This window comes from Arthrobacter sp. B2060 (assembly GCF_059090445.1).
The window spans coordinates 166,301-186,636 of record NZ_JBNHFR010000002.1; the positions used below are offsets into that span (position 1 = coordinate 166,301).

General features: G+C 66.0%; 17 protein-coding genes. 7 read left to right on the forward strand and 10 right to left on the reverse strand.

Translation table 11 applies throughout. The annotated features are described in order from the left end of the window. Nucleotides 1-74 precede the first annotated feature (74 nt). The gene (locus AC5RUM_RS05570; protein ID WP_494034014.1) at nt 75-1,487 is read left to right on the forward strand and encodes an MFS transporter; all 1,413 of its coding nucleotides are present in this window, start codon (nt 75-77) and stop codon (nt 1,485-1,487) included. A 63-nt stretch (nt 1,488-1,550) separates the two neighbouring features. Here the strand turns inward: AC5RUM_RS05570 and AC5RUM_RS05575 are convergent, their stop codons facing one another. Beyond that, nucleotides 1,551-3,407, reverse strand: coding sequence for an acetyl/propionyl/methylcrotonyl-CoA carboxylase subunit alpha (locus AC5RUM_RS05575; protein WP_494034015.1), 1,857 nt, complete (start codon nt 3,405-3,407; stop codon nt 1,551-1,553). 124 nt (nt 3,408-3,531) lie between these two features. Then, nucleotides 3,532-4,251, reverse strand: coding sequence for a Maf family protein (locus tag AC5RUM_RS05580; protein ID WP_494034016.1), 720 nt, complete (start codon nt 4,249-4,251; stop codon nt 3,532-3,534). Between the two features lie 120 nt (nt 4,252-4,371). Between AC5RUM_RS05580 and AC5RUM_RS05585 the strand changes: the two genes are divergently transcribed. Together AC5RUM_RS05585 and AC5RUM_RS05590 are read left to right on the forward strand one after the other, a co-directional pair. Then, nucleotides 4,372-4,803 carry a hypothetical protein gene (locus tag AC5RUM_RS05585; RefSeq protein ID WP_494034017.1) on the forward strand — a complete coding sequence of 144 codons (432 nt, stop codon included), beginning with the start codon at nt 4,372-4,374 and terminating at the stop codon, nt 4,801-4,803. Between the two features lie 114 nt (nt 4,804-4,917). Beyond that, entirely contained in the window at nt 4,918-5,775 is an 858-nt protein-coding gene (locus AC5RUM_RS05590) for a prephenate dehydratase (protein ID WP_494034018.1), read from the forward strand. Between the two features lie 44 nt (nt 5,776-5,819). Here the strand turns inward: AC5RUM_RS05590 and soxR are convergent, their stop codons facing one another. Next, nucleotides 5,820-6,275, reverse strand: coding sequence for a redox-sensitive transcriptional activator SoxR (gene soxR, locus AC5RUM_RS05595; RefSeq protein WP_494034019.1), 456 nt, complete (start codon nt 6,273-6,275; stop codon nt 5,820-5,822). Between the two features lie 111 nt (nt 6,276-6,386). Between soxR and AC5RUM_RS05600 the strand changes: the two genes are divergently transcribed. Continuing rightward, the gene (locus tag AC5RUM_RS05600; protein ID WP_494034020.1) at nt 6,387-7,850 is read left to right on the forward strand and encodes an MFS transporter; all 1,464 of its coding nucleotides are present in this window, start codon (nt 6,387-6,389) and stop codon (nt 7,848-7,850) included. Next, complete coding sequence (locus tag AC5RUM_RS05605; protein ID WP_494034021.1) at nt 7,847-8,851, forward strand: alcohol dehydrogenase catalytic domain-containing protein; 1,005 nt, start codon at nt 7,847-7,849, stop codon at nt 8,849-8,851. Before AC5RUM_RS05600 ends, AC5RUM_RS05605 begins: the two co-directional genes overlap by 4 nt. 143 nt (nt 8,852-8,994) lie before the next feature. Here AC5RUM_RS05605 and AC5RUM_RS05610 read toward each other — a convergent pair whose 3' ends face one another. Together AC5RUM_RS05610 and AC5RUM_RS05615 are read right to left on the reverse strand one after the other, a co-directional pair. Further along, nucleotides 8,995-11,538: an MMPL family transporter gene (locus AC5RUM_RS05610; RefSeq protein WP_494034022.1), complete on the reverse strand. Its 2,544-nt coding sequence runs from the start codon at nt 11,536-11,538 to the stop codon at nt 8,995-8,997. A 1-nt stretch (nt 11,539) separates the two neighbouring features. Further along, entirely contained in the window at nt 11,540-12,244 is a 705-nt protein-coding gene (locus AC5RUM_RS05615; RefSeq protein ID WP_494034211.1) for a TetR/AcrR family transcriptional regulator, read from the reverse strand. Between the two features lie 228 nt (nt 12,245-12,472). Here AC5RUM_RS05615 and AC5RUM_RS05620 point away from each other — a divergent pair, with 228 nt between their 5' ends. Beyond that, the gene (locus tag AC5RUM_RS05620) at nt 12,473-13,048 is read left to right on the forward strand and encodes a hypothetical protein (RefSeq protein ID WP_494034023.1); all 576 of its coding nucleotides are present in this window, start codon (nt 12,473-12,475) and stop codon (nt 13,046-13,048) included. Nucleotides 13,049-13,069: 21 nt separating this feature from the next. Here the strand turns inward: AC5RUM_RS05620 and AC5RUM_RS05625 are convergent, their stop codons facing one another. From AC5RUM_RS05625 to AC5RUM_RS05645, 5 genes are all read right to left on the reverse strand, one after another. Further along, complete coding sequence (locus AC5RUM_RS05625; protein ID WP_494034024.1) at nt 13,070-13,774, reverse strand: alpha/beta fold hydrolase; 705 nt, start codon at nt 13,772-13,774, stop codon at nt 13,070-13,072. Nucleotides 13,775-13,807: 33 nt separating this feature from the next. Beyond that, complete coding sequence (locus tag AC5RUM_RS05630; RefSeq protein WP_494034025.1) at nt 13,808-15,250, reverse strand: dicarboxylate/amino acid:cation symporter; 1,443 nt, start codon at nt 15,248-15,250, stop codon at nt 13,808-13,810. Between the two features lie 252 nt (nt 15,251-15,502). Further along, the gene (locus AC5RUM_RS05635) at nt 15,503-17,188 is read right to left on the reverse strand and encodes a DUF885 domain-containing protein (protein WP_494034026.1); all 1,686 of its coding nucleotides are present in this window, start codon (nt 17,186-17,188) and stop codon (nt 15,503-15,505) included. Between the two features lie 129 nt (nt 17,189-17,317). Next, a complete protein-coding gene (locus tag AC5RUM_RS05640; RefSeq protein WP_494034212.1) occupies nt 17,318-17,557 on the reverse strand; it encodes an acyl-CoA carboxylase subunit epsilon in 240 nt (79 codons plus the stop codon). Nucleotides 17,558-17,571: 14 nt separating this feature from the next. Then, a complete protein-coding gene (locus tag AC5RUM_RS05645) occupies nt 17,572-19,155 on the reverse strand; it encodes an acyl-CoA carboxylase subunit beta (protein WP_494034027.1) in 1,584 nt (527 codons plus the stop codon). 245 nt (nt 19,156-19,400) lie between these two features. On the opposite strand from AC5RUM_RS05645, the gene AC5RUM_RS05650 reads away from it, so the two are divergent. Beyond that, nucleotides 19,401-20,288 carry an SDR family oxidoreductase gene (locus tag AC5RUM_RS05650; RefSeq protein ID WP_494034028.1) on the forward strand — a complete coding sequence of 296 codons (888 nt, stop codon included), beginning with the start codon at nt 19,401-19,403 and terminating at the stop codon, nt 20,286-20,288. The last annotated feature ends 48 nt before the right edge of the window (nt 20,289-20,336 follow it).

Here is a 20,336-nt window from a genome sequence, read left to right on the forward strand (position 1 = left end):
TTGAACTCTGTTTTATTCCATAGTCGGGCGGCGTCGGCATCGAAGTCCGTCCAGTTCTCAGAAAGCGGCACTTCATGTCATCCCCTGTAACGTCAACGGAATATGGCACCGCCAAACCGGTGAACTCCAAAGGCAAGGTCATCTTTGCCAGCCTCATCGGCACCACGATTGAGTTCTACGACTTTTACATCTATGCCACGGCGTCGGTGCTGGTCTTTCCGCGGCTCTTCTTCCCGGAAGCCACCGAAATCAATGCACTCCTGAGCTCTTTCGCGATCTTCGGTGTGGCGTTCATCGCCCGGCCCATCGGATCGGTTCTTTTCGGACACTTCGGCGACAAGTTCGGCCGCAAGGGCACCCTGGTGGCCTCGCTCCTAACGATGGGGCTTGCGACGTTCCTGATCGGTCTGCTGCCCACGGCCTCCGTCCCGGGCTGGGCCATCTTTGCGCCGCTGCTGCTTGTCCTGCTGCGATTTGCCCAGGGACTGGCGCTGGGCGGCGAGTGGTCCGGAGCGGCCCTGCTGGCCACCGAGAACGCCCCCGAGGGAAAGCGCGCCATCTACGGAACGTTCCCGCAACTCGGCGCGCCCATCGGCTTCATCCTGGCCAACCTGCTGTTCATCTGGTTCAACGCCACCCTCAGCCCCGCAGACTTCCTCGCCTGGGGCTGGCGGATTCCGTTCCTGCTGAGCGCCGTCCTGGTGATCGTTGGCCTCTATGTCCGGCTGAAGCTCGTTGAGAGCCTGTCCTTCCAGAAGGTCCTCAAGGAAGACAAAGTGGCGAAGGTCCCGTTCGCGGCAACTTTCAAGAGCCACTGGCGCCCGGTAGTGGCCGGCACCTTCATCATGCTGGCCACCTACGTGCTGTTCTACATCATGACGTCCTTCACCCTGACCTACGGCACCAAGCCCGCCACGGTTGAGGCCGCCCAGGCCGCCGCGGAGAAGGCCGGCAAGCCCATGTCCGCGGCCGAGATTGCCAACTTCGTTCCCGGCCTGGGCATCGCACGCGGCGACTTCCTCTGGATGCTGATCCTCGGCGTCGTCTTCTTCGGCATCTTCACGCTGGTCTCCGGCCCGTTGGCCGAGAAATGGGGCCGCCGGAAGTTCCTGCTGGGCGTGACTGCGGGCATCTTCGTGTTCGGTGCGCTGTGGTTCACGATGTTCGGCCCCGGTGCGGGTGCCGCGATCGTCGGCCTCATCGTGGGTTTCACCCTGATGGGTCTTACCTTCGGCCCGATGGCCGCGATCCTGCCCGAGCTGTTCCCGGCCAACGTGCGCTACACGGGCTCCGCGGTGGCATACAACCTCTCCAGCGTGATCGGAGCAGCGCCCGCATCCTTCATCGCCATTGCCCTGTGGCAGGCCGCCGGCGGCAGCACCTGGCTCGTGGGCGTCTACATGGCGGCCGCGGCGGTGCTCACCTTCATTGCGTTGTGGATCACCCGGGAAACCAAGGACACGGACTACGAAAATAACGTGGCCTGATTCCTCAGGCCCTTAAATGAAAATGCCCGGTGTGATCCACACCGGGCATTTTCATGCATGTTTTCAGTCCTCGATGGTCGCAATCACTGCGCCGGCCGCCACGGTCTGGCCGGCCGCTGCCGCCAGCCCGGTCACGGTGCCGGACCGGTGGGCGGTCAGCGGCTGTTCCATCTTCATGGCCTCAAGCACGACGACGAGATCACCTTCTGCGACGACGTCGCCTTCGGCCACTGCCACCTTCACAATGGTGCCCTGCATGGGGGAGGTCAGGGCGTTGCCGCCGGCCGCCTGGGCGGCGCCGCCTGAACGGCTGCGCTTCTTGGACTTGGCCGGCTTCCCGCCGCCCGATGCCGCGCCGCTGAATCCAAGGGATGCGGGGATGGCGACTTCCAGCCGCTTGCCGCCGACCTCCACCACCACGGTCCGGCGCTCGCCGGCTTCCTCCGCCTCGGGGGCGGCGCCTGCCGGCGTCCAGACCGGCAGGTTATTGACGAATTCGGTTTCGATCCAGCGCGTGTGGACCTTGAACGGACCCTCGGCTGGGGCGAAGTCAGGGTTGCTGACCACGGCAAGGTCGAACGGGATGACGGTGGGGATGCCTTCCACCACCATTTCCTCAAGCGCCCGGCGCGAGCGCTCCAGAGCCTGCTCGCGGGTGGCGCCCGTGACGATCAGCTTGGACAGCATGGAGTCGAAGTTGCCGCTGATGACGTCACCCTGCTCCACGCCCGAGTCGATCCGGATACCGGGGCCGGTGGGGTTCTTCAGCGTGCTGACGGTGCCCGGGGCGGGCATGAAGTTCCGGCCCGGATCTTCGCCGGTGATGCGGAACTCGAAGGAGTGCCCGCGGACCTCGGGGTCGTCATAGCCCAGCTTCTCGCCGCGGGCCAGCCTGAACTGTTCGCGGACGAGGTCGATGCCCGTCACCTCTTCGGAGACGCAGTGCTCCACCTGGAGGCGGGTGTTGACCTCAAGGAAGGAGATGGTGCCGTCTTGGCCGACCAGGAATTCGCAGGTTCCGGCGCCGAGGTAGCCGGCCTCCTTGAGGATCGCCTTGGACGACTCGTAGAGGCGGCGGTTTTGTTCTTCGGTGAGGAAAGGTGCCGGTGCCTCTTCCACAAGCTTTTGGTTGCGCCGCTGCAGGGAGCAGTCGCGGGTGGAGACGACCACGACGTTGCCATAGGAATCCGCCAGGCACTGGGTTTCCACATGGCGCGGAGCATCCAGGAACCGCTCGATGAAGCATTCGCCACGGCCGAACGCGGCGGTTGCCTCGCGGACAGCGGATTCGAAGAGTTCCGGGATTTCCTCGCGGGTGCGGGCCACCTTGATGCCGCGGCCGCCGCCGCCGAAGGCCGCCTTGATGGCCACAGGCAGGCCGAACTTGTCCACGAATTCGAGGATTTCTTCGGCGGATTCCACCGGGTCAGCCGTGCCGGGGACCTGCGGCGCCCCCACCTTTTCCGCGATGTGGCGGGCCTGGACCTTGTCGCCGAGCGCAGAGATCGCCTCCGGGGACGGGCCGATCCAAGTGATGCCGGCCCCTATGACCATGGCAGCGAACTGGGCGTTCTCGGCCAGGAAGCCGTAGCCGGGGTGGATGGCATCGGCGCCGCACCGGTGGGCCACCTCAATCAGCTTCTCCATGACGAGGTAGGACTCCGCGGCAGTGTTGCCGCCCAGGGCGTATGCTTCGTCTGCCAGCCGGACGTGCAGGGCATCGCGGTCCGGGTCTGCGTACACCGCCACGGAGGCGATGCCTTCGTCGCGGGCGGCACGGATGATGCGCACGGCGATTTCCCCGCGGTTGGCGATCAGCACTTTGCTCAGCCGCTTGGAGCTCGTCAGGACGGCGCCTGCGTGGCTCGGGGCGGCGGTGAACTGCTCTGGATTTGCGGACTGCTCCGGCTTAACTGACAAGGCGTCTCCTTCTTTCCTTCAGGGAGCCTAGCCTGATTTTGAGGATTCCGCCGATATTACTGGCGGAATCCGCGGGTACGCGGCCGCTGCTTTGTAGGGTTGCTACAACGTTCCGCCAATTGACTCACTCGGCCCGGACTTCGGAGGGATCGACGGCGCCGCCGGTCCACAACGCGGTGACATCCACCTTTGCCTGGCCCAGCAGGCCGCGCAGGGTGGAGATGGAGAGCCCGACGACGGTGTGGGGATCGCCGTCGACCTTGCGGATGAACGCTCCGCCGTAGCCGTCGATGGTGAAGGACCCGGCGCACTGAAGCGGCTCGCCGGTGGCAATGTAGGTGTCGATCTCGGCTTCGCTCATCTCCATGAAGTGGACCTCGGCGGAGGAAACGGTGCCGAGCGTCGCGCCGGAGCCGGCGCCGCCGTCGTCGGTGTTGTCAGTGTTGCCGGAGTTGGCGGTGTTTTCGGATTTGGCGGTGGTGTCGGTGTCCCGGCAATCCACCAGCCAGTGGCCTGTGTGCAGCACCCCCATGCTGCCGCTCATGCGGAGCATCCGCTCCTTGGCGACCTCGGCGGTGTAGGGCTTGCCGTGGGCCTCGCCGTCGAACTCAAAGACCGAATCGCAGCCGATCACCAGGGCGCCCTCGGCCTCGGGCAGGGAGGCCACAGCCTCAGCCTTCGCGCGTGCGAGCAGCAGGGCGGTGTCGTGCGGGTCCGTCACGCCGTAGCGGGCCTGGACGGCGTCCTCATCGACGTCGGAAACAAGAACTTCGTGGGCGATGCCGGCGTTGCTGAGCAGCTTGGTGCGGGCGGGGGACTGGGAAGCAAGAATGAGGCGGGTCACCGCTCCAGCCTAATTCCCTCCCGTGTTCTTTGGGGTGCCGGAGCCCTAGGCTGGGCCTGATTCGCTGGAACCTTAAATTCGCAGCGCCTCAACCCAGCACGTTAACGAGGAGGGGTACCGATGGCATCGGACAGGAGTGGCTCGCTGGAGCGCCTCGACATTCTGGTCGGGGAGTGGGAAACCGCAGTCCCCGGCCTGGAGGCCGAGGGGAGGACAACGTTCGAGTGGCTTGAGGGAGGTGGCTTCCTGATCGAGCGCTCGACCGTCGATCGGCCCGAGTTCCCCAACGGCATCTGCGTCATCGGCGCAACCGGCCCCGACGGCGGCCTGCAGCAGCACTACTTCGACTCCCGCGGCGTCGCACGCGTCTATGAGATGACTCTCGAGGGCGGCGTCTGGACGCTTTTTCGCGAGGGGCCAGACTGGCCACAGCGCTACGTCGGCCAACTCAGCGAGGACGGCAACACGATTCTGGGCCGCTGGGAGCGGGGCGCCGAGCCGGGTGCGCCCTTGGAACACGACTTCTACCTCACCTACACCCGCGTGCGCTGATGGGGGACTTGGAGCACGAGTTCGACCGGAGGATTTAGGTTGGCGAAGCCCGTATGACGGCGTTATGGCGCCGTCGCTGGGTTAGCTGCCACAGTGCGTGAAACGATACGGATCATGGCCCAGAAAATTGCGTTCCAGGGTGAGCCCGGCGCCAACTCAGATATCGCCTGCAAACGAATGTTCCCCGGCATGGTGAGCGTTCCCTGTGCCAGCTTCGAGGACGCCTTCGAGTCGGTGTCCAGCGGCGAGACGGACCTGGCGATGATCCCCATCGAGAATTCCATCGCAGGCCGGGTAGCCGACATCCACCTGCTGCTGCCCCACTCGGGCCTGCAGATCGTGGGCGAGTTCTTTCTGCCCATCCACTTCGATCTGCTCGGCATCCCCGGCAGCACCATCGAGGCGGCCACCGAGGTCCACAGCCACATTCACGCCCTGGGCCAGTGCCGGCGGCTGATTCGCGAGGCGGGGCTAAAACCCGTGATCGCCGGCGACACGGCCGGGTCTGCCCGTGAGGTACGGGAATGGAACGATCCCACCAAGCTGTCCCTGGCGCCCCCGCTCGCCGCCGAGCTCTACGGCCTTGAGATTCTGGCCTCAGCCGTCGAGGACGATCCCTCCAACACCACGCGTTTTGTAGTCCTGGCCCGGGAGACGGAGCTGCCCGGACGGGAAGAACTGCGCGGACCGGCAGTCACCAGCTTTGTGTTCCGTGTCCGGAATGTCCCCTCCGCCCTGTACAAAGCCCTGGGTGGCTTCGCCACAAACGGCGTGAACATGACGCGGCTTGAAAGCTACATGGTGGGAAACGAGTTTGCCGCGACCATGTTCATGGTGGACGTCGAAGGGCATCCCGAGGATGCACCGCTTAGCCGGGCGCTGGAGGAACTGGAGTTCTTCACCACCGAGGTACGGATCCTTGGCGTCTACCCTGCCGCCGAATCCAGGACACAGTGGGCAGCCGGCGACTGATGCCGCCCAGATTAGCTGTCAACCGCAGCGGCTGACCAGGCGACTTAGGAGTCCCAGCGGCGTGGCCCTGGGCCGCTCCCGCCCAGTTGATCCTCAGGGTTCTGCAGCCGGCAAGCCTTCAGGCTCAGGCAGCCGCAGCCGATGCACCCGTCCAGGTCGCGGCGGAGATGCTCCAGGGCAGTGATGCGCGCATCCAGCTCTGACCGCCACATGCGCGACAGCCTGGACCAGTCGCGCTTGGTGGGCGTGCGGCCCTCTGGCAGCGAGTCCAGTGCCGCGCGGATTTCCTTCAGCGGAATCCCGACACGCTGGGAAACCCTGATAAACGCCACACGCCGCAGGACCTCCCGCTGGTACCGACGCTGGTTGCCCGGGGTCCGCTCCGAGGCGATCAGTCCGTTGCGTTCATAGAAGTGAAGGGCCGACGGCGACACGCCGCTGCGCTCCGAAAGCTCGCCGATGCTCAATGCGTGGTGCGCTCCGCCGGACAGCTGTGGCATCCTTCGGGTCCCCCTTCGGTCCCGGCCTGGCCGGTCTGATCCCAGACAAAGGTTCCGCATCCTGGGCGGAAGCTTGACCTCAACCTTAGTTGAGGTTCTACGGTTGCGTCCATGACTGCTGACCGGGGCACGCCCGTACAAGACCTCGTCCCATCCCCAGCCCCCGACAACCGGGGGATTCTCCGCGGCCCCTACCTGCTGACCACCGTGGGCGCCTGCGCCCTGGTGTTCCTGGCCGCCTTCGAATCGCTGGCCGTGACCACCATCATGCCGATTGTCAGCAGTGAGCTGAACGGGGCCAGCCTTTATGCCATGGCGTTTGCAGGGCCGCTCGCCACCGGCGTCATTGGAATGGTGGCGGCCGGCAACTGGTCGGACCGCCGGGGGCCGGTAGCTCCGCTTTACCTCTCCGTGGCACTGTTCACGGCAGGCCTGCTGATGGCCGGAACTGCAGGTGCCATGCCGCTGCTCGTAGCAGGGCGCCTGGTCCAGGGCCTGGGCGGTGGAGCCATGACCGTTGCGTTGTATGTGGTGGTGGCACGGGTCTATCCGCCGCAATTGCACGCGAAGGTCTTCGCCGGCTTTGCAGCTGCATGGGTGATTCCCTCGCTCGTGGGACCTTTTGCGGCTGGCCTTGTGGCGCAGCTGGCCAGCTGGCACTGGGTGTTCCTCGGCGTCATCGGGCTGGTGTTGCCTGCCGTCTTCATGATCGCTCCGGCTTTACGCGGGCTGCATGGAGATGCTGACGCAGGTGATCCTGCCGCCGGTGATCCTGCTGCTGGGCCGGTGCCTTGGGCCTATGGTCGCCTGGCGTGGGCTGGACTCGCCGCGCTGGCGGTGCTCGGACTGAACCTCTCAGCCGGCGTTCCCATGATCGGGGGAGTGCTGGCGGCTGCCGCCGTCGTGATTGCCCTCGTGGCGGTTCGCCCGCTTGTGCCACGGGGCACCCTGACCGCCCGGCCAGGCCTCCCGAGCGTCATTCTGGTCCGCGGCCTGGTGTCGGCTGCGTTTTTTGGAGCCGAGGTGTATTTGCCGTATCTCCTGGTCGAGCGGTACGCCTTTTCGCCCACATTTGCCGGGCTTACGCTCACTGGCGGTGCCCTCGCCTGGGCAGGAGCCTCGGCCATTCAGGGGAGGCTGGGGACCCTTCTGGACCACCGTCTTGCGGTGCTGACAGGTGCGGCACTGGTGCTCGGCGCCGTGGTCCTGGCCCTGGTTACCACCGCGCTTAACTGGCCGTCCGCCGTCGCGATCTCCGGTTGGGTCTTTGCCGGCGCCGGCATGGGACTGATGTATCCGCGGCTGAGCGTCATGACGCTGGCACTGTCCACGAAGGACACCGAAGGCTTCAACAGTTCGGCCATGTCCATTTCAGATTCCCTGGGTGGCGCGCTGGCTCTCGCGGTCACGGGAATCGTGTTCACGGCTTTTACGTCGGTGTCCGCATCCTTTGAGGGCGTCTTTACAGTTGCCGCCGCGATCGCCGCTGCCGCAGTGATCATCGCACCGCGGGTTTCCACTGGGGCCAAACAGATGCAATCAACTACCACACAATCGGAAAGGGCAGGGGCATGAAGGCGATCGTCCAGGAGAAGTTCGGAGGCGTGGAGGAACTGAAGCTCGCCGATGTGCAGTTGCCTGAACCCGGCGAGCACCAGGTGCTCATCCGGGTGGAGGCTGCCGGAGTTCACGCCGTGGATACGGACATACGGCGGGGTGACGGTCCGCCCTCAATGCCGCGCCCCCGATTGCCCATGACCCCGGGGAGGGAAGTGGCCGGCATTGTCGCGGCCCTGGGCCGCGGAGTCGGGGAAGACCCGCTTGGCTCGCGGATGGTGGTGCATCTGGGGTTTGCCAGCGGCGGCTATGCGGAGTTTGCCCTTGCTGCCGCCGCCTCGCTGCATCACATTCCCGATCACGTCTCTTTCGCCGCCGCGGTTGCGGCAATCGGTACGGGGCGGACTGCGCAGCTGGTCATGGGCCGGGCGGGGCTGACACCCCACGACGTCGTGATCGTCACGGGCGCCTCAGGCGGGCTCGGCAGCCAACTGGTGGAGCTGGCGCTGGCTGCCGGCTGCACTGTCGTCGCCCTTTATGGCGGACCGTCAAAGCGGCCGGTCATTGAAGCCCTGCAGGCCGAGCATCCATCCTCGCCTGGGCGGCTGCTCGCTGTTGATTCACTGAAGCCCGGCTGGACGGGTGCGATGCGGGAAGCCCTGTCCGCCCACACCGACAGTGGTGAGCCCACGGTGCTGCTGGACGGCGTGGGCGGTGATATCGGACGGTCAGCGCTCGAAGCGCTTTGTGCGGGCGGCCGGGTCGTGCTCGTGGGGTGGTCCAGCAAATCGCCGCTGCGGGTCGACACCGCAGACATATTGGCCCGTGGACTGACCGTCAGCAGTGCATTAGGGGCGCCGATCACTGACCTTCGTTCCCTGGAATCGGCCGCGCTCGCCGCCGTCGCTGAAGGTCATGTCAGGCCGCAGTTCCATGAGTTCCCACTCGCGGCCGCGGCCGCCGCCCATGAGGCGATAGAAGGGCGCCGCTCCCTGGGAAAGGTGGTCCTGATTCCCTAGCCTGGACTGCTCACTGCATCCGCCAGTTAATGTCACAGGTCCCTGAAACACTATGGGCATGGACGGCAATCGGGGAGCCGAAGTGGCAGTAGCAGGAGGCGCCTGTGATGACCTTGCTGCGACGACCGGTGCTGTCTGCCGCGCTAGCCGGCCGGGACCCCTGCGGGCTCGGGCGCGGAGGCGCCCAGCGCCGTCGTTCCCGGCTTGCGCAGCCTGGCGCCCTCCACATCAACGTCCGGCAGGATGCGTTCCAGCCAGCGCGGCAGCCACCAGGCTTTCTCGCCGAGCAGGTACATCACGGCCGGGACAATCGTCATGCGCACCACGAACGCGTCCACCAGGACACCGAATGCCATGGCGAAGCCCAGCGGCCGGACCATGTTCAGGTGCGAGAAGATGAAGCCGGAGAACACGCTGACCATGATGATGGCGGCGGCGGTAACCACTGCGGACGCGTGACTGAAGCCGGAGCGAACCGCATGCTTGGCCGTTTCCCCGTGCATGAAGGATTCGCGCATGCCTGAGGCAATGAAGACCTGGTAGTCCATGGCCAGCCCGAACAGCACACCAATCAGGATGATGGGCAGGAAGCTCAGCACGGCCCCGGGGTTGTCGACGCCAAACACGCTCCCCAGCCAACCCCACTGATAGACGGCTACAACAGCGCCGAAGGCAGCAGCCAGGGACAGCAGGAAGCCGCCGGTGGCCAGCAGCGGCACGACGATCGAGCGGAACACCAGCAGCAATAGGACCAGCGATAGTCCCACCACGATGGCCAGGTACGGGGGCAGGGCGTCGCCGAGCTTGGTGGACACGTCGATGTTGCCTGCGGTCTGGCCAGTGAGTCCGATGCCCACGCCGAGGGAGTCCTTGATCGCCGCCTTCTCGGCGCGCAGCGCGGAGACCACCTCGACGGTGCTGGCGCTGGCCGGTCCCTCCCTGGGAATGACCTGGAACACCGCGGTTCGGCGGTCCTCGCTAAGTGCGACGGGGATGGCCGCAATGACGTTCTCCGTGGTGCGAAGGACATCGGCAACGTCCAGCTGCTTGGCCTTGGCATCCGCTTCGCTGAGGCCTTCGGGGAAGTCGCCGACAACGACGATCGGGCCGGTGGTGCCTTCGCCAAAGCTGCGGCTGGTCACGTCGTAAGCCTTAAAGGCCTGGGAATCGACGGGTTCGGAACCGCCATCCGGCAGGGCGAGCCTCAACTGGCTGGCCGGCAGGGCCACGATGCCGAGGAGCAGGACGCCGGCCAGCGTGGCCATCACCGGGTGCCTGGTGACAAGGCCGCCCCAGCCGTGGCTGCTGCGGTGTTCGTCCTTGGCCCGGTCTTCGGCCTCGTGGCCGGGGCTGGCGTTGTGCTTTTCAGCCTTAGCCCAGGCACGCTGTGAGATCAGCCTCCTGCCCGCCAGCGAGAGCACAGCGGGGGTCAGGGTCAGGGCGACGACGACGGCGACGGCCACCGTGGCGGCCGCCGACAGGCCCATCACAGCAAGGAACGGCAGTCCCGGGACCACGAGGGCTGCGAGCGCGATGATGACCGTCAGACCGGCAAAGAGCACGGCGTTGCCGGCGGTTCCGGTGGCAAGGGCCACGGATTCTTCGCCATCCATTCCTGACAGCAGCTGGCTGCGGTGCCGGTTGACGATGAACAGGCAGTAGTCGATGCCGACAGCGAGGCCGAGCATGAGGGCCAGCATCGGGGAGATGGAGCTCATGTCGATAGCGCCGCTCAGGGCAAACGTGCCGCCGACGCCTCCGGCTACACCCACCAGTGCCATGACCAGGGGCAGGCCCGCAGCGATCAGCGTGCCGAGCATGATGACCAGGACAAGCGCCGCCACGGCGATGCCGACGATCTCGGCAACGCCAAAGATCTCGGAGACGTCCTCTGTGATTTCCTTGCTGGGCAGGGCGGTGACACCGGCAGAGGAGACTTCGTTGACGATGTCCTGGACTTCCTGGCGGACTTGGGGCTCAAGGCCGTTGATGGAGGTCCTGAACTGAACCTGGGCGATGGCGGCTTTGCTGTCCTCGGAGACGAAGCGCATCCCCTGGGAGGCAGCCAGTTCGCGCTTGCCGAGGGCGAGTTCTTGGTTGGCCGCGTCCAGTTCCTTTGTGCCGGCGTCGAGCTTTTCCTGCCCTGCGGCGAGGGCCGCCCTTTGCTGGCCAAGCTGCGCTTCGACGGCCGCCGGCGGCAGGCCGGCAGCGGCCATTTGCTGTTCGGCATTCTTCAGCTGGGCCTTGCCCGCGGCGAGTTCGGCGGCGGCCTTGTCCAGCTGGGACTTGCCTGCGGCTGCCTTCTGTTCGCCGGCGGCAAGGTCGGCCGCAGCCTTGTCCAGACGGGCCTGGGTGGCGAACGGGTCCACCGTTCCCCGGACGTCCGGGAGGTTCTGAAGCCTTGTCAGAGCGGTGGACACCGCGTCTTTGCCGGCCTGGCTGAACTGGGCATCGTTGGCTTCGAAGACGATTCCGGCGGAACCACCCGAGGCTGAGGGCAGTTCCTTCTTGAGCTTGTCCGCCATCTGCTGGGTTTCTGTGCCCGGGATCTGGAAGTTGTTGGACATTGTTCCGTGGAACGCCGCTGCCGACCCGCCGACGGCCACGAGGACCGCAAGCCATAGTGAGATGACAAGCCAGCGGTGGCGGTAGGAAAACTTGCCGAGGCGATAGAGGAGAAGTGCCATGTCAGGACCGTTCTGGAGAGTGTGGGGCGGCGGAAGGGGCTGGGAGTTGGGTCTCCGAGGCGGCAGGTGCCGGTGCCGCGAAGCCGGCACCCAGCAGTCCCATCGAATCGATCAGCAACTGCCGGAGGATTGCGAGGGATTCCGCCGAGAGGTCCGTCCCGCAGCGGCGGAACCACACCTCCATGGCGGCTCTGCCGCAGGAGATGACGGAACCGGCCAGGGCACGGAGGTAAAGCTCGTCCATGTCACTGGACGGGCTGTGGGCGGTGCGCTCGCGGGCGGCGGCAATGATCTGCTCCGTGCAGTGGTCCCACGCCTCCAGCTCGGAACGCGCCAGCAGCGGGCTGGCCTGCGTCAGGCTAAAGAGCTCAGCCATCGGCGCGACCGTCATCGGGTCGGCCAGTTCAACGAGGGCCGCCCGCGCCGACTCGAGGATGGGTTCATCCGCGGGCCGCAGCCGGAACTGCTGCAGCGCAATATCGAGGAAGCCATGGGTCACAGAGGCGATGGCCGCTTCGGTGCTGCTGAAGTAGTTGAAGAACGTGCGGCGGGAGATGCCCGCAGCTTCGGCAATATCCTCCACCGTGAACTTGCCGGGCCCCTTGCTGCGCAAAAGCTCAAGGGTTGAATCCGAGATGGCCTGGCGGGTTGCGGCTTTGTTCAGTTCCCGGCGGGTCGGGGACGGGACCGGACCGGGAGAATGCAGTGGAGGCGGTGGAGGCGAGGCAGAACTGGAAGTGGACACCCACTTACACTACGTGCATGTTTGCACTCTGCGCAATATTCCTCTCCGTTCACAGCTTCGGCGCCATATTCACATGTACTTCACAGCCTCTTCATAGCCCCAGGCAATGGGGGTAGCGCATCCTGATCCCATGGCCGGTACGGCCGGCGGCGAGGGCGCCGTCCCGTCCGGCAGATCCAGGAGAAGACCATGAATCGCATGAAGAAGGTGGCCCTCAGCCTGAGCGCGGGGGCGGTGGCGCTCGGTGCTGGTTTTGGTGTGACGGAAATGGCCGCGGCGACGACGGCGACTCCAACGCCGCAGTCCACGTCCAGCAGCCCTTCAGGGACGCCCGCTCCGGACGGCCACCGGTTCGGCTGGGGAAAGCACGGGCACGGCCACGGCGATCGCGGCGTGCAGGCTGCGGAACTTGCAGCCAAACTGGGCGTGGATGAGGCCAAGCTGGTTGACGCTCTCAGGGCATTCCGCGAGGCGAACAGCCCTTCGGGTCCGAGAGGGGACGGCCAGGGGACCGACGGACAGAAGCCGGACCGCGCGGCGAAGGAGGCTGCACTGGCCGCGTCCCTGGCTAAATCCCTCGGCGTGGATGAAGCCAAGGTGAAGACCGCCCTCGAAGAACTGCGTAGCGAAGCACAGAAGCGCCGGGCGGCAGCGCTGAAGCCGCGTCTGGATCGGGCGGTTGCAGACGGCACCCTCACCCAGGCGGAAGCGGACGCCGTGACCAAGGCAGTGGAGCAGGGTGTGATTGGCGGCGGCCGGCACTAGCACTCCAGTGCCGGTACGGGCTCAGGCCGAACGGTTCACGGCCGCGAGTACGGCCGCACCCAATTCGGCCGGCTTGGTGAATTGCGGCCAGTGTCCGGTGGGAAGGTCTACCAGGTCGAGGTCGCGGATGCGCGCGAGTTCCTCAACGTACGGGTGGCCGGCATCCATCCATTCGGTGAGCAGGCTGGTCGGGAATTCGCACGCGATGACGGTGGCGGGCACCTCATAACGGCGCTCATCGTGGAGGTGCTGCCGGTCGTACGCCACTCCCTTTGGCTGCGGTATGGCGCGCGCCCTGAACATCGCCCGCAGTTCGTCGTTCAGGTCCACGAGGTCCTCCTCGCCGAAGCCGTCCCACGGCGGCAGGGGCACCTCGTCGCCGTCGGCGGGCAGTTCGTCATTGATGACGCCGCCCTCACCGAGCGGACCGCTGTCGACGTAAACCGCCCGGGCCACACGCTCCGGCCGCGCATCGACTGCGCCGTGAATGATGGCCCCGCCGCCGGAGTGGCCCACGAGCACTACAGGGCCGTCGACGGCGTCCACGGCGGAGACTACGGCATCGATGTGGTCGCGCAGCCCGATGCCGGAGCGCCGGGCATCCGGCGCCTCCAGCCCAGGAAGCGTGAGCGGATGGACGCGGTGCCCCGCCGCCACCAGGGGGGGAGTCACCTCCGACCACGAAGAAGCATCGAGCCAGAATCCGGGAACCAGAATGACGTCCATGACGGTACCCTAACCGGAAACCTGGGCGTGCGGCTACGCCTTGGCGTCGGCCAGCTCCCGGTCCGTCGAAGCGCCGTCCGTTTCGGACGACCCCTCGGCGGCCTCTTCCGCCGGGGAATCATCCGTGAAGGGGTCCCCGGAGCGCGGCGCGTTGTAAAGCGCCTCGTCCAGGATGCCCTGGCGCTTGGCCACGATGGCGGGGACCAGCGCCTGCCCGGCCACGTTGACCGCGGTGCGGCCCATGTCCAGGATGGGGTCGATGGCGAGCAGCAGACCGACGCCGGCCAGCGGGAGGCCCAGCGTGGACAGGGTCAGAGTCAGCATGACCACGGCGCCCGTGGTGCCGGCCGTCGCCGCGGAACCAAGGACCGACACGAGGGCGATCAGCAGGTACTGGCTGACGTCGAGCTGGATGCCGAAGAACTGGGCAACGAAAATGGCGGCGATGGCCGGGTAGATGGCGGCGCAGCCGTCCATCTTGGTGGTCGCCCCCAGCGGAACAGCGAAGGAGGCATACGCGCGGGGAACACCCAGGTTCCGTTCGGCGACACGTTGGGTCAGCGGCAGCGTGCCGATGGATGACCGGGACACGAAGGCAAGCTGCACGGCCGGCCACACGCCCGAGAAGTACTGCTTGACGGAGAGGCCGTGGGAGCGGATCAGCGCGGGGTATACGCCGAAGAGGACCAGGGCCAGGCCGGCGTAGATGGCAACGGTGAACTTGCCCAGCGAACCAATGGTGTCCCAGCCGTAGACGGCCACAGCGTTGCCGATGAGTCCGACCGTGCCGATCGGCGCGATCCGGATGATCCACCACAGAACTTTCTGGATGACGGCAAGCGCCGAGGCGTTGAGTGCCAGGAACGGCTCTGCCTGCTTGCCCACCTTGAGGGCGGCGATTCCGACGGCGATCGCGATCACCAGGATCTGGAGCACGTTGAAGCTGACGGCGGTGGTCACGGCACCGGATTCCGCCACGGTGGAGCTTGCGCCCAGGCCCAGGAAGTTCTTGGGGAACAGGCCGGTCAGGAACGCCCACCAGTCGCCGGACTTTCCGGCGAATTCCTTGGTTTCGCCGGAAATGCCGGTGTTGGCGCCGGGCTGCAGCAGCACGCCGAGTCCGATGCCAATCAGCACGGCCACGAGGGACGTGATGGCGAACCAGAGCAGGGTGTTCCAGGCCAGCCTGGCCGCGTTGGAGACCTCGCGGAGGTTGGAGATGGAACTCACCACGGCGGTGAAGATCAGGGGCACGACGGCGGTCTGCAGCAGCGAGACATAGCTGGAGCCGATGGTCTGCAGCGTCGCGCCAAGTCCATTCGGGCTGGCCTTGGTGCTGCCCGTGTACTTGGCCAGCAGGCCCAGCCCGAGCCCCACCACGAGGGCGGCGATGATCTGGAAGCCGAAGGAGCCTGCCCACCGGGGCAGCTGGAAGCCGGAACGCGCGGCCGGAGAGGAAGTGGTTTGAGTGCTCACGCCAACAAAGCTAGGCCGCATAAAATACAGCTACCACCCGAGGTTGAGAAATATTACGCGGCAGTAGCACGAGGCGGCCGTCCACATGCCCGGAAATCCAGCGAAGAACCGGCCCTTTATGAAGTTATTCCCGCACTGCGTGTGGCAAAGATCTCCAACTGGGCGGCCTGGCTGTCTTCCGGAAGCGTGCGTCAAAGCGACAAAGGAGCGGCACGCGGAGGAAGGCGGCCATGCCGCGAAAGCAGGAAGAGACTACCCGAGCATGGCGCGCTTGAGGGTGTCGAGCCCCACGGAGCCGATGTTCAATGCCTTGGTGTGGAACGCCTTGAGGTCAAAGCCGGGCCTGGCCTCGAGCTCTGCCCGAATCTGCTCCCACAGCCGCTGGCCCACCTTGTAGGACGGCGCCTGGCCGGGCCAGCCGAGGTAGCGTGCGAACTCGAACTGCAGCTGCCCCTCGCTGATGGCGAGGTTTTCCTTGAGGAAGCCGAAGCCCTTGTCCGGCGTCCAGGTGCCCGACCCCCACCGGGCCGGCATCTCCAGCTCAAGGTGGATGCCGATGTCGAAGACCACCCGCGCAGCCCGCATCCGCTGCATGTCCAGCATGCCCATGTGGTCGCCCGGATCCTTGAGGTAGCCGAGCTCCTCCATGAGCTTTTCCGCGTAGAGCGCCCAGCCTTCGCCGTGGCCCGAGGTCCAGCAGACATTCCGGCGCCAGCTGTTCAGGAGTTCGCGCCGGTAGACGGCCGTGGCGATCTGCAGGTGGTGCCCGGGCACGCCCTCGTGGAAGACGGTGGTGGTTTCCGCCCAGGTGGTGAACGTGTCCTCGCCCGCCGGCACGGACCACCACATGCGTCCGGGACGACTGAAGTCATCCGACGGACCCGTGTAGTAGATGCCGCCCTCGTCGGTCGGCGCGATCAGGCACTCGAGTGTCCTCATGACGTCCGGGATGTCAAAGTGCACGCCGGCCAAATCAGACACGGCCCGGTCTGAGAGCTCCTGCATCCACGCCTTCAGGGCGTCGGTTCCCTTGAGCTGGCGCGCAGGATCGCTGTTGAGGATCTCCTTGGCCTCCGCGATGGAGGCGCCTGGTTTGATTTCCCCGGCGACTTGTTCCTGGGCGGCAATAATCCGCCCGAGTTCTTCGACGCCCCAGGCGTAGGTCTCCTCGAGGTCGACGGCGGCGCCAAGGAACAGCCGCGATGCGAGGGCATACCGGTCCCGTCCCACGGCATCCTTCTCCGGTGCCACAGGCAGCAGCTCGTCGCTCAGGAAGGCAGCAAGGTCGGAGTAGCCGCTCCTGGCAGCGGCAGCGCCGGCGTCGAGCTTTTCCTGAAGTCCGGCGGGGAGCGGGCCGTCGCCCGTCTTGGCACCGGCGGCGAGCTTCGCGAAGAAGCCGTCCGCTGCCGCGTACTTGGTGGTCTGCTCGATGACGATCGACACCTGGCGCCGGGCCGAGACACGGCCACTGTCCCGCGCCGTGCGCAGGGACTCGATGTAGCCGTCGATGGCTCCTGGCACACTGTGCATGCGGCCGGCGATGTTGGCCCAGTGTTCCTCGGTGTCCGTGGGCATGAGGTCGAAGATGGAACGGATATTCTGCGCAGGCGATTCGATGTTGTTCAGCTCTGCCACATCCCAGCCCGATTCGTGGATCTCCAGTTCGAGGCCAAGGCGTTCACGCAAGGCATCCATGGTGACGGCGTCGACGTCATCAACAGGTTCCAGTCCCTCGAGGGAGGCAAGCGTTGTCCGGGCCGCCTCGGCGAATTTGGCGATCCCGGCAGGGGAAAAGTCCTGAAACTCGGTGTCGTGCCCCGGGATGCCGAGCGTGGTGGCCAGGCTCGGATCCAACGCAACAAGTGTGTCGGTGTGGGCGTCGGCGACGGCGTCGATTGCGGTCCGGGGGCGCGCTGTGGCGGCAGGTTCACTAGTCACCCCACGAGACTAACGGCGCTGCTCCAGTTATGAAAGACTCACTGAGTTTTCGGCAGGGGCCTCCGCCGCCAGGGCCCACGCTGCCGAGGGGCCCCAGTCGAGCTTGCGAGATTGGGGAGGCGGTGGGATCTAGCCCCGGCTGCGCTTCCAGGCACCGGGACCCGGCGTCGGCGCGAGCCGCAGCTGCTGCCGCCGCACCCAGTGGCGGACGGTGGGCTTCCCGCGTTCAGCCGTTTCGGCTGTCCCGAGCGAAAGCACGACGGCGGTCAGCGCCGCCAGCTCTTCCGGCGTCGGGTCTCCCTTGACGACGGAGAACAGCGGCGATTCGACAGGCTCAACCAGCGGCTTCGTTTCGCCGGACTCGACCATGGGATCCTGCGCGTTCACAGCGGAATGTTTCCGTGCTTCTTGGTGGGAAGGCTGGCGCGCTTGTCACGCAGCGCCCGCAGTCCCTTGATGATCTGGAGGCGGGTGTCCGACGGGGCGATGACCGCGTCAACGTAGCCAAGCTCGGCGGCCTGGTAAGGGTTGAGCAGCTCCTCCTCGTACTGGCGGATGACCTCGGCGCGCTTGGCCTCGACGTCGCCCCCGTTCTCCGCCACGGCAGCGAGGTCGCGGCGGTAGAGGATGTTGACGGCGCCCTGCGCGCCCATAACGCCGATCTGGGCCGTGGGCCAGGCAAGGTTGAGGTCCGCGCCAAGCTTCTTGGAGCCCATCACGATGTAGGCGCCGCCGTAGGCCTTCCGGGTGATCACGGTCAGCTTGGGCACCGTTGCCTCCGCGTAGGCGTACAGAAGTTTTGCACCGCGGCGGATGATGCCCTGGAATTCCTGGTCCTTGCCGGGCAGGAAGCCCGGAACGTCCACCAGGGTGATGATGGGAATGTTGAAGGCATCGCAGTGCCGCACGAAGCGGGCTGCCTTTTCCGATGCAGAGATGTCCAGCGTTCCGGCGAACTGCATCGGCTGGTTGGCCACGATGCCGACGGTGTGGCCTTCGACCCGGCCGTAGCCGATGATCACGTTCGGCGCGTACAGGGTCTGCATTTCGAGGAAGTGGGCGTCGTCGACGACCTGCTCGATGACCTTGCGCATGTCGTACGGCTGGTTGGCGGAGTCCGGGATGAGGGTGTCCAGGGCAAGGTCGTCGTCGTCGAGCTCGAGCTCCTGCTGGTGATCCAGCACGGGAGCCTCCGAGAGGTTGTTGGAGGGCAGGAAGTCCAAGAGCTCCCGGACGAACTCGATGGCGTCCGCTTCATCGGAGGCGAGGTAGGTGGAGGTGCCGGTGGTTGCATTGTGCTGCCGGGCGCCGCCGAGGGTTTCCATGTCCACGTCCTCGCCCGTGACGGTCTTGATGACGTCGGGGCCGGTGATGAACATGTGGGAGGTTTTGTCCACCATCACCACGTAGTCGGTGAGGGCGGGGGAGTAGGCGGCACCGCCGGCGCAGGGGCCCATGATGAGGGAGATCTGGGGGACGACGCCGGAGGCGTGAACGTTGTTGCGGAAGATGTCCGCGAACATGGCCAGCGAGGCCACGCCTTCCTGGATGCGGGCGCCGCCGCCGTCGTTGATGCCCACCACCGGGCAGCCGTTGCGCAGCGCGAATTCCTGGACCTTGACGATCTTTTCACCGTTGACCTGGCTCAGCGAGCCGCCGTAAACACTGAAGTCCTGGCTGTACAGCGCCACGAGGCGGCCGTCCACGGTGCCGTAGCCGGACACGACGCCGTCGCCGAGGGGCTTTTTCTTTTCCATGCCGAAGGCCGTGGACCGGTGCACCGCGAGCGCGTCGAACTCGACGAAGGAGTCGGCGTCCACGAGAAGGTCGATGCGCTCCCGGGCGGTGTTCTTGCCGCGCGCGTGCTGCTTCTCGATCGCTTCCGGGCCGGAGGGCTGCTCTGCCCTGGCCTGGCGGTCGCGGAAATCGGCAATCTTTCCCGCCGTCGTGGTCAGGTCATGGCTCATGAAGTGTCTCCGGCTCTGTAGCTGTTGTGCTGCAGCTGATGCATGCTGTAGCAGCGTAATCCGGGGCGTCCGTCTTGGCATGGAGAGCCACTTTAAGTAGCTTCCACACAAATCAAAGGCCCTGATGGCTAGTCTAGTGACGCATATTCCGGGAGCTGCTGTAGGGATCCTACAATTTTCGTCGAACGTGTCGGCAGGGTCGTCTATGTTACTCATCGGTAACATCAAGCGGCTAGAGTGTCCCTATGACTTCAGGCAACGACGCTTTCGCACTCCCAGAGACCCCCTACCGGGCCACCGGATCGCTCCGCGGCCGGACCATTCTGATGTCCGGCGGCAGCCGCGGCATCGGCCTGGCCATTGCCCTGCGTGCTGCCCGCGACGGCGCCAACATCGTGCTGCTGGCCAAGACCGGCCAGCCGCACGCCAAGCTCGCGGGCACCGTGTTCAGCGCCGCCGATGAGCTGGAGGCCGCCGGCGGAAGGGCGCTTCCCCTGGTGGGGGACGTCCGCAACGACGACGACGTCGCCCATGCGGTGGGTGCCGCCGTCGAACATTTTGGCGGGATCGACGTCGTCATCAACAACGCCTCCGCAATCGACCTGTCCCGTACCGACGACGTCGACATGAAGCGGTACGACCTGATGCAGGACATCAACGTCCGGGGGACTTTCCTGCTGTCCAAACTCGCCCTGCCCGCGCTCCGCAAATCGGCCGGGGGCCACATCCTCACCCTTTCGCCGCCGCTGAACCTGGACCCGAAGTGGGCCGGCAGACACCTCGCCTACACTCTGGCCAAATACGGCATGAGCCTGACCACCCTGGGCCTGGCCGAGGAGCTCAAAGCGGACGGCATCCGCGTCAACTCACTCTGGCCATGCACGCTGATCGATACCGCTGCCATCCGGAACATGCCGGGCGGCGAGTCGATGGTCCTGGCTGCCCGCGGCCCGCAGATCATGGCGGATGCAGCCCACGCCGTGCTCACCGGCGGCAACCTCACGGACTCCGATGTGCCGTCCGGGAACTTCTACACGGACGAGCAAGTGCTCGCCGCCGCAGGTGTGAAGGACTTCCGGCCCTACAGCCTGGGCGCCGACGAGGACCAGCTGGTACCTGATATCTTCCTCTGAGTTTCCCGGGCCCCTGCCCGGACCGGCTGCGAGGGCCGGCAACTCGGT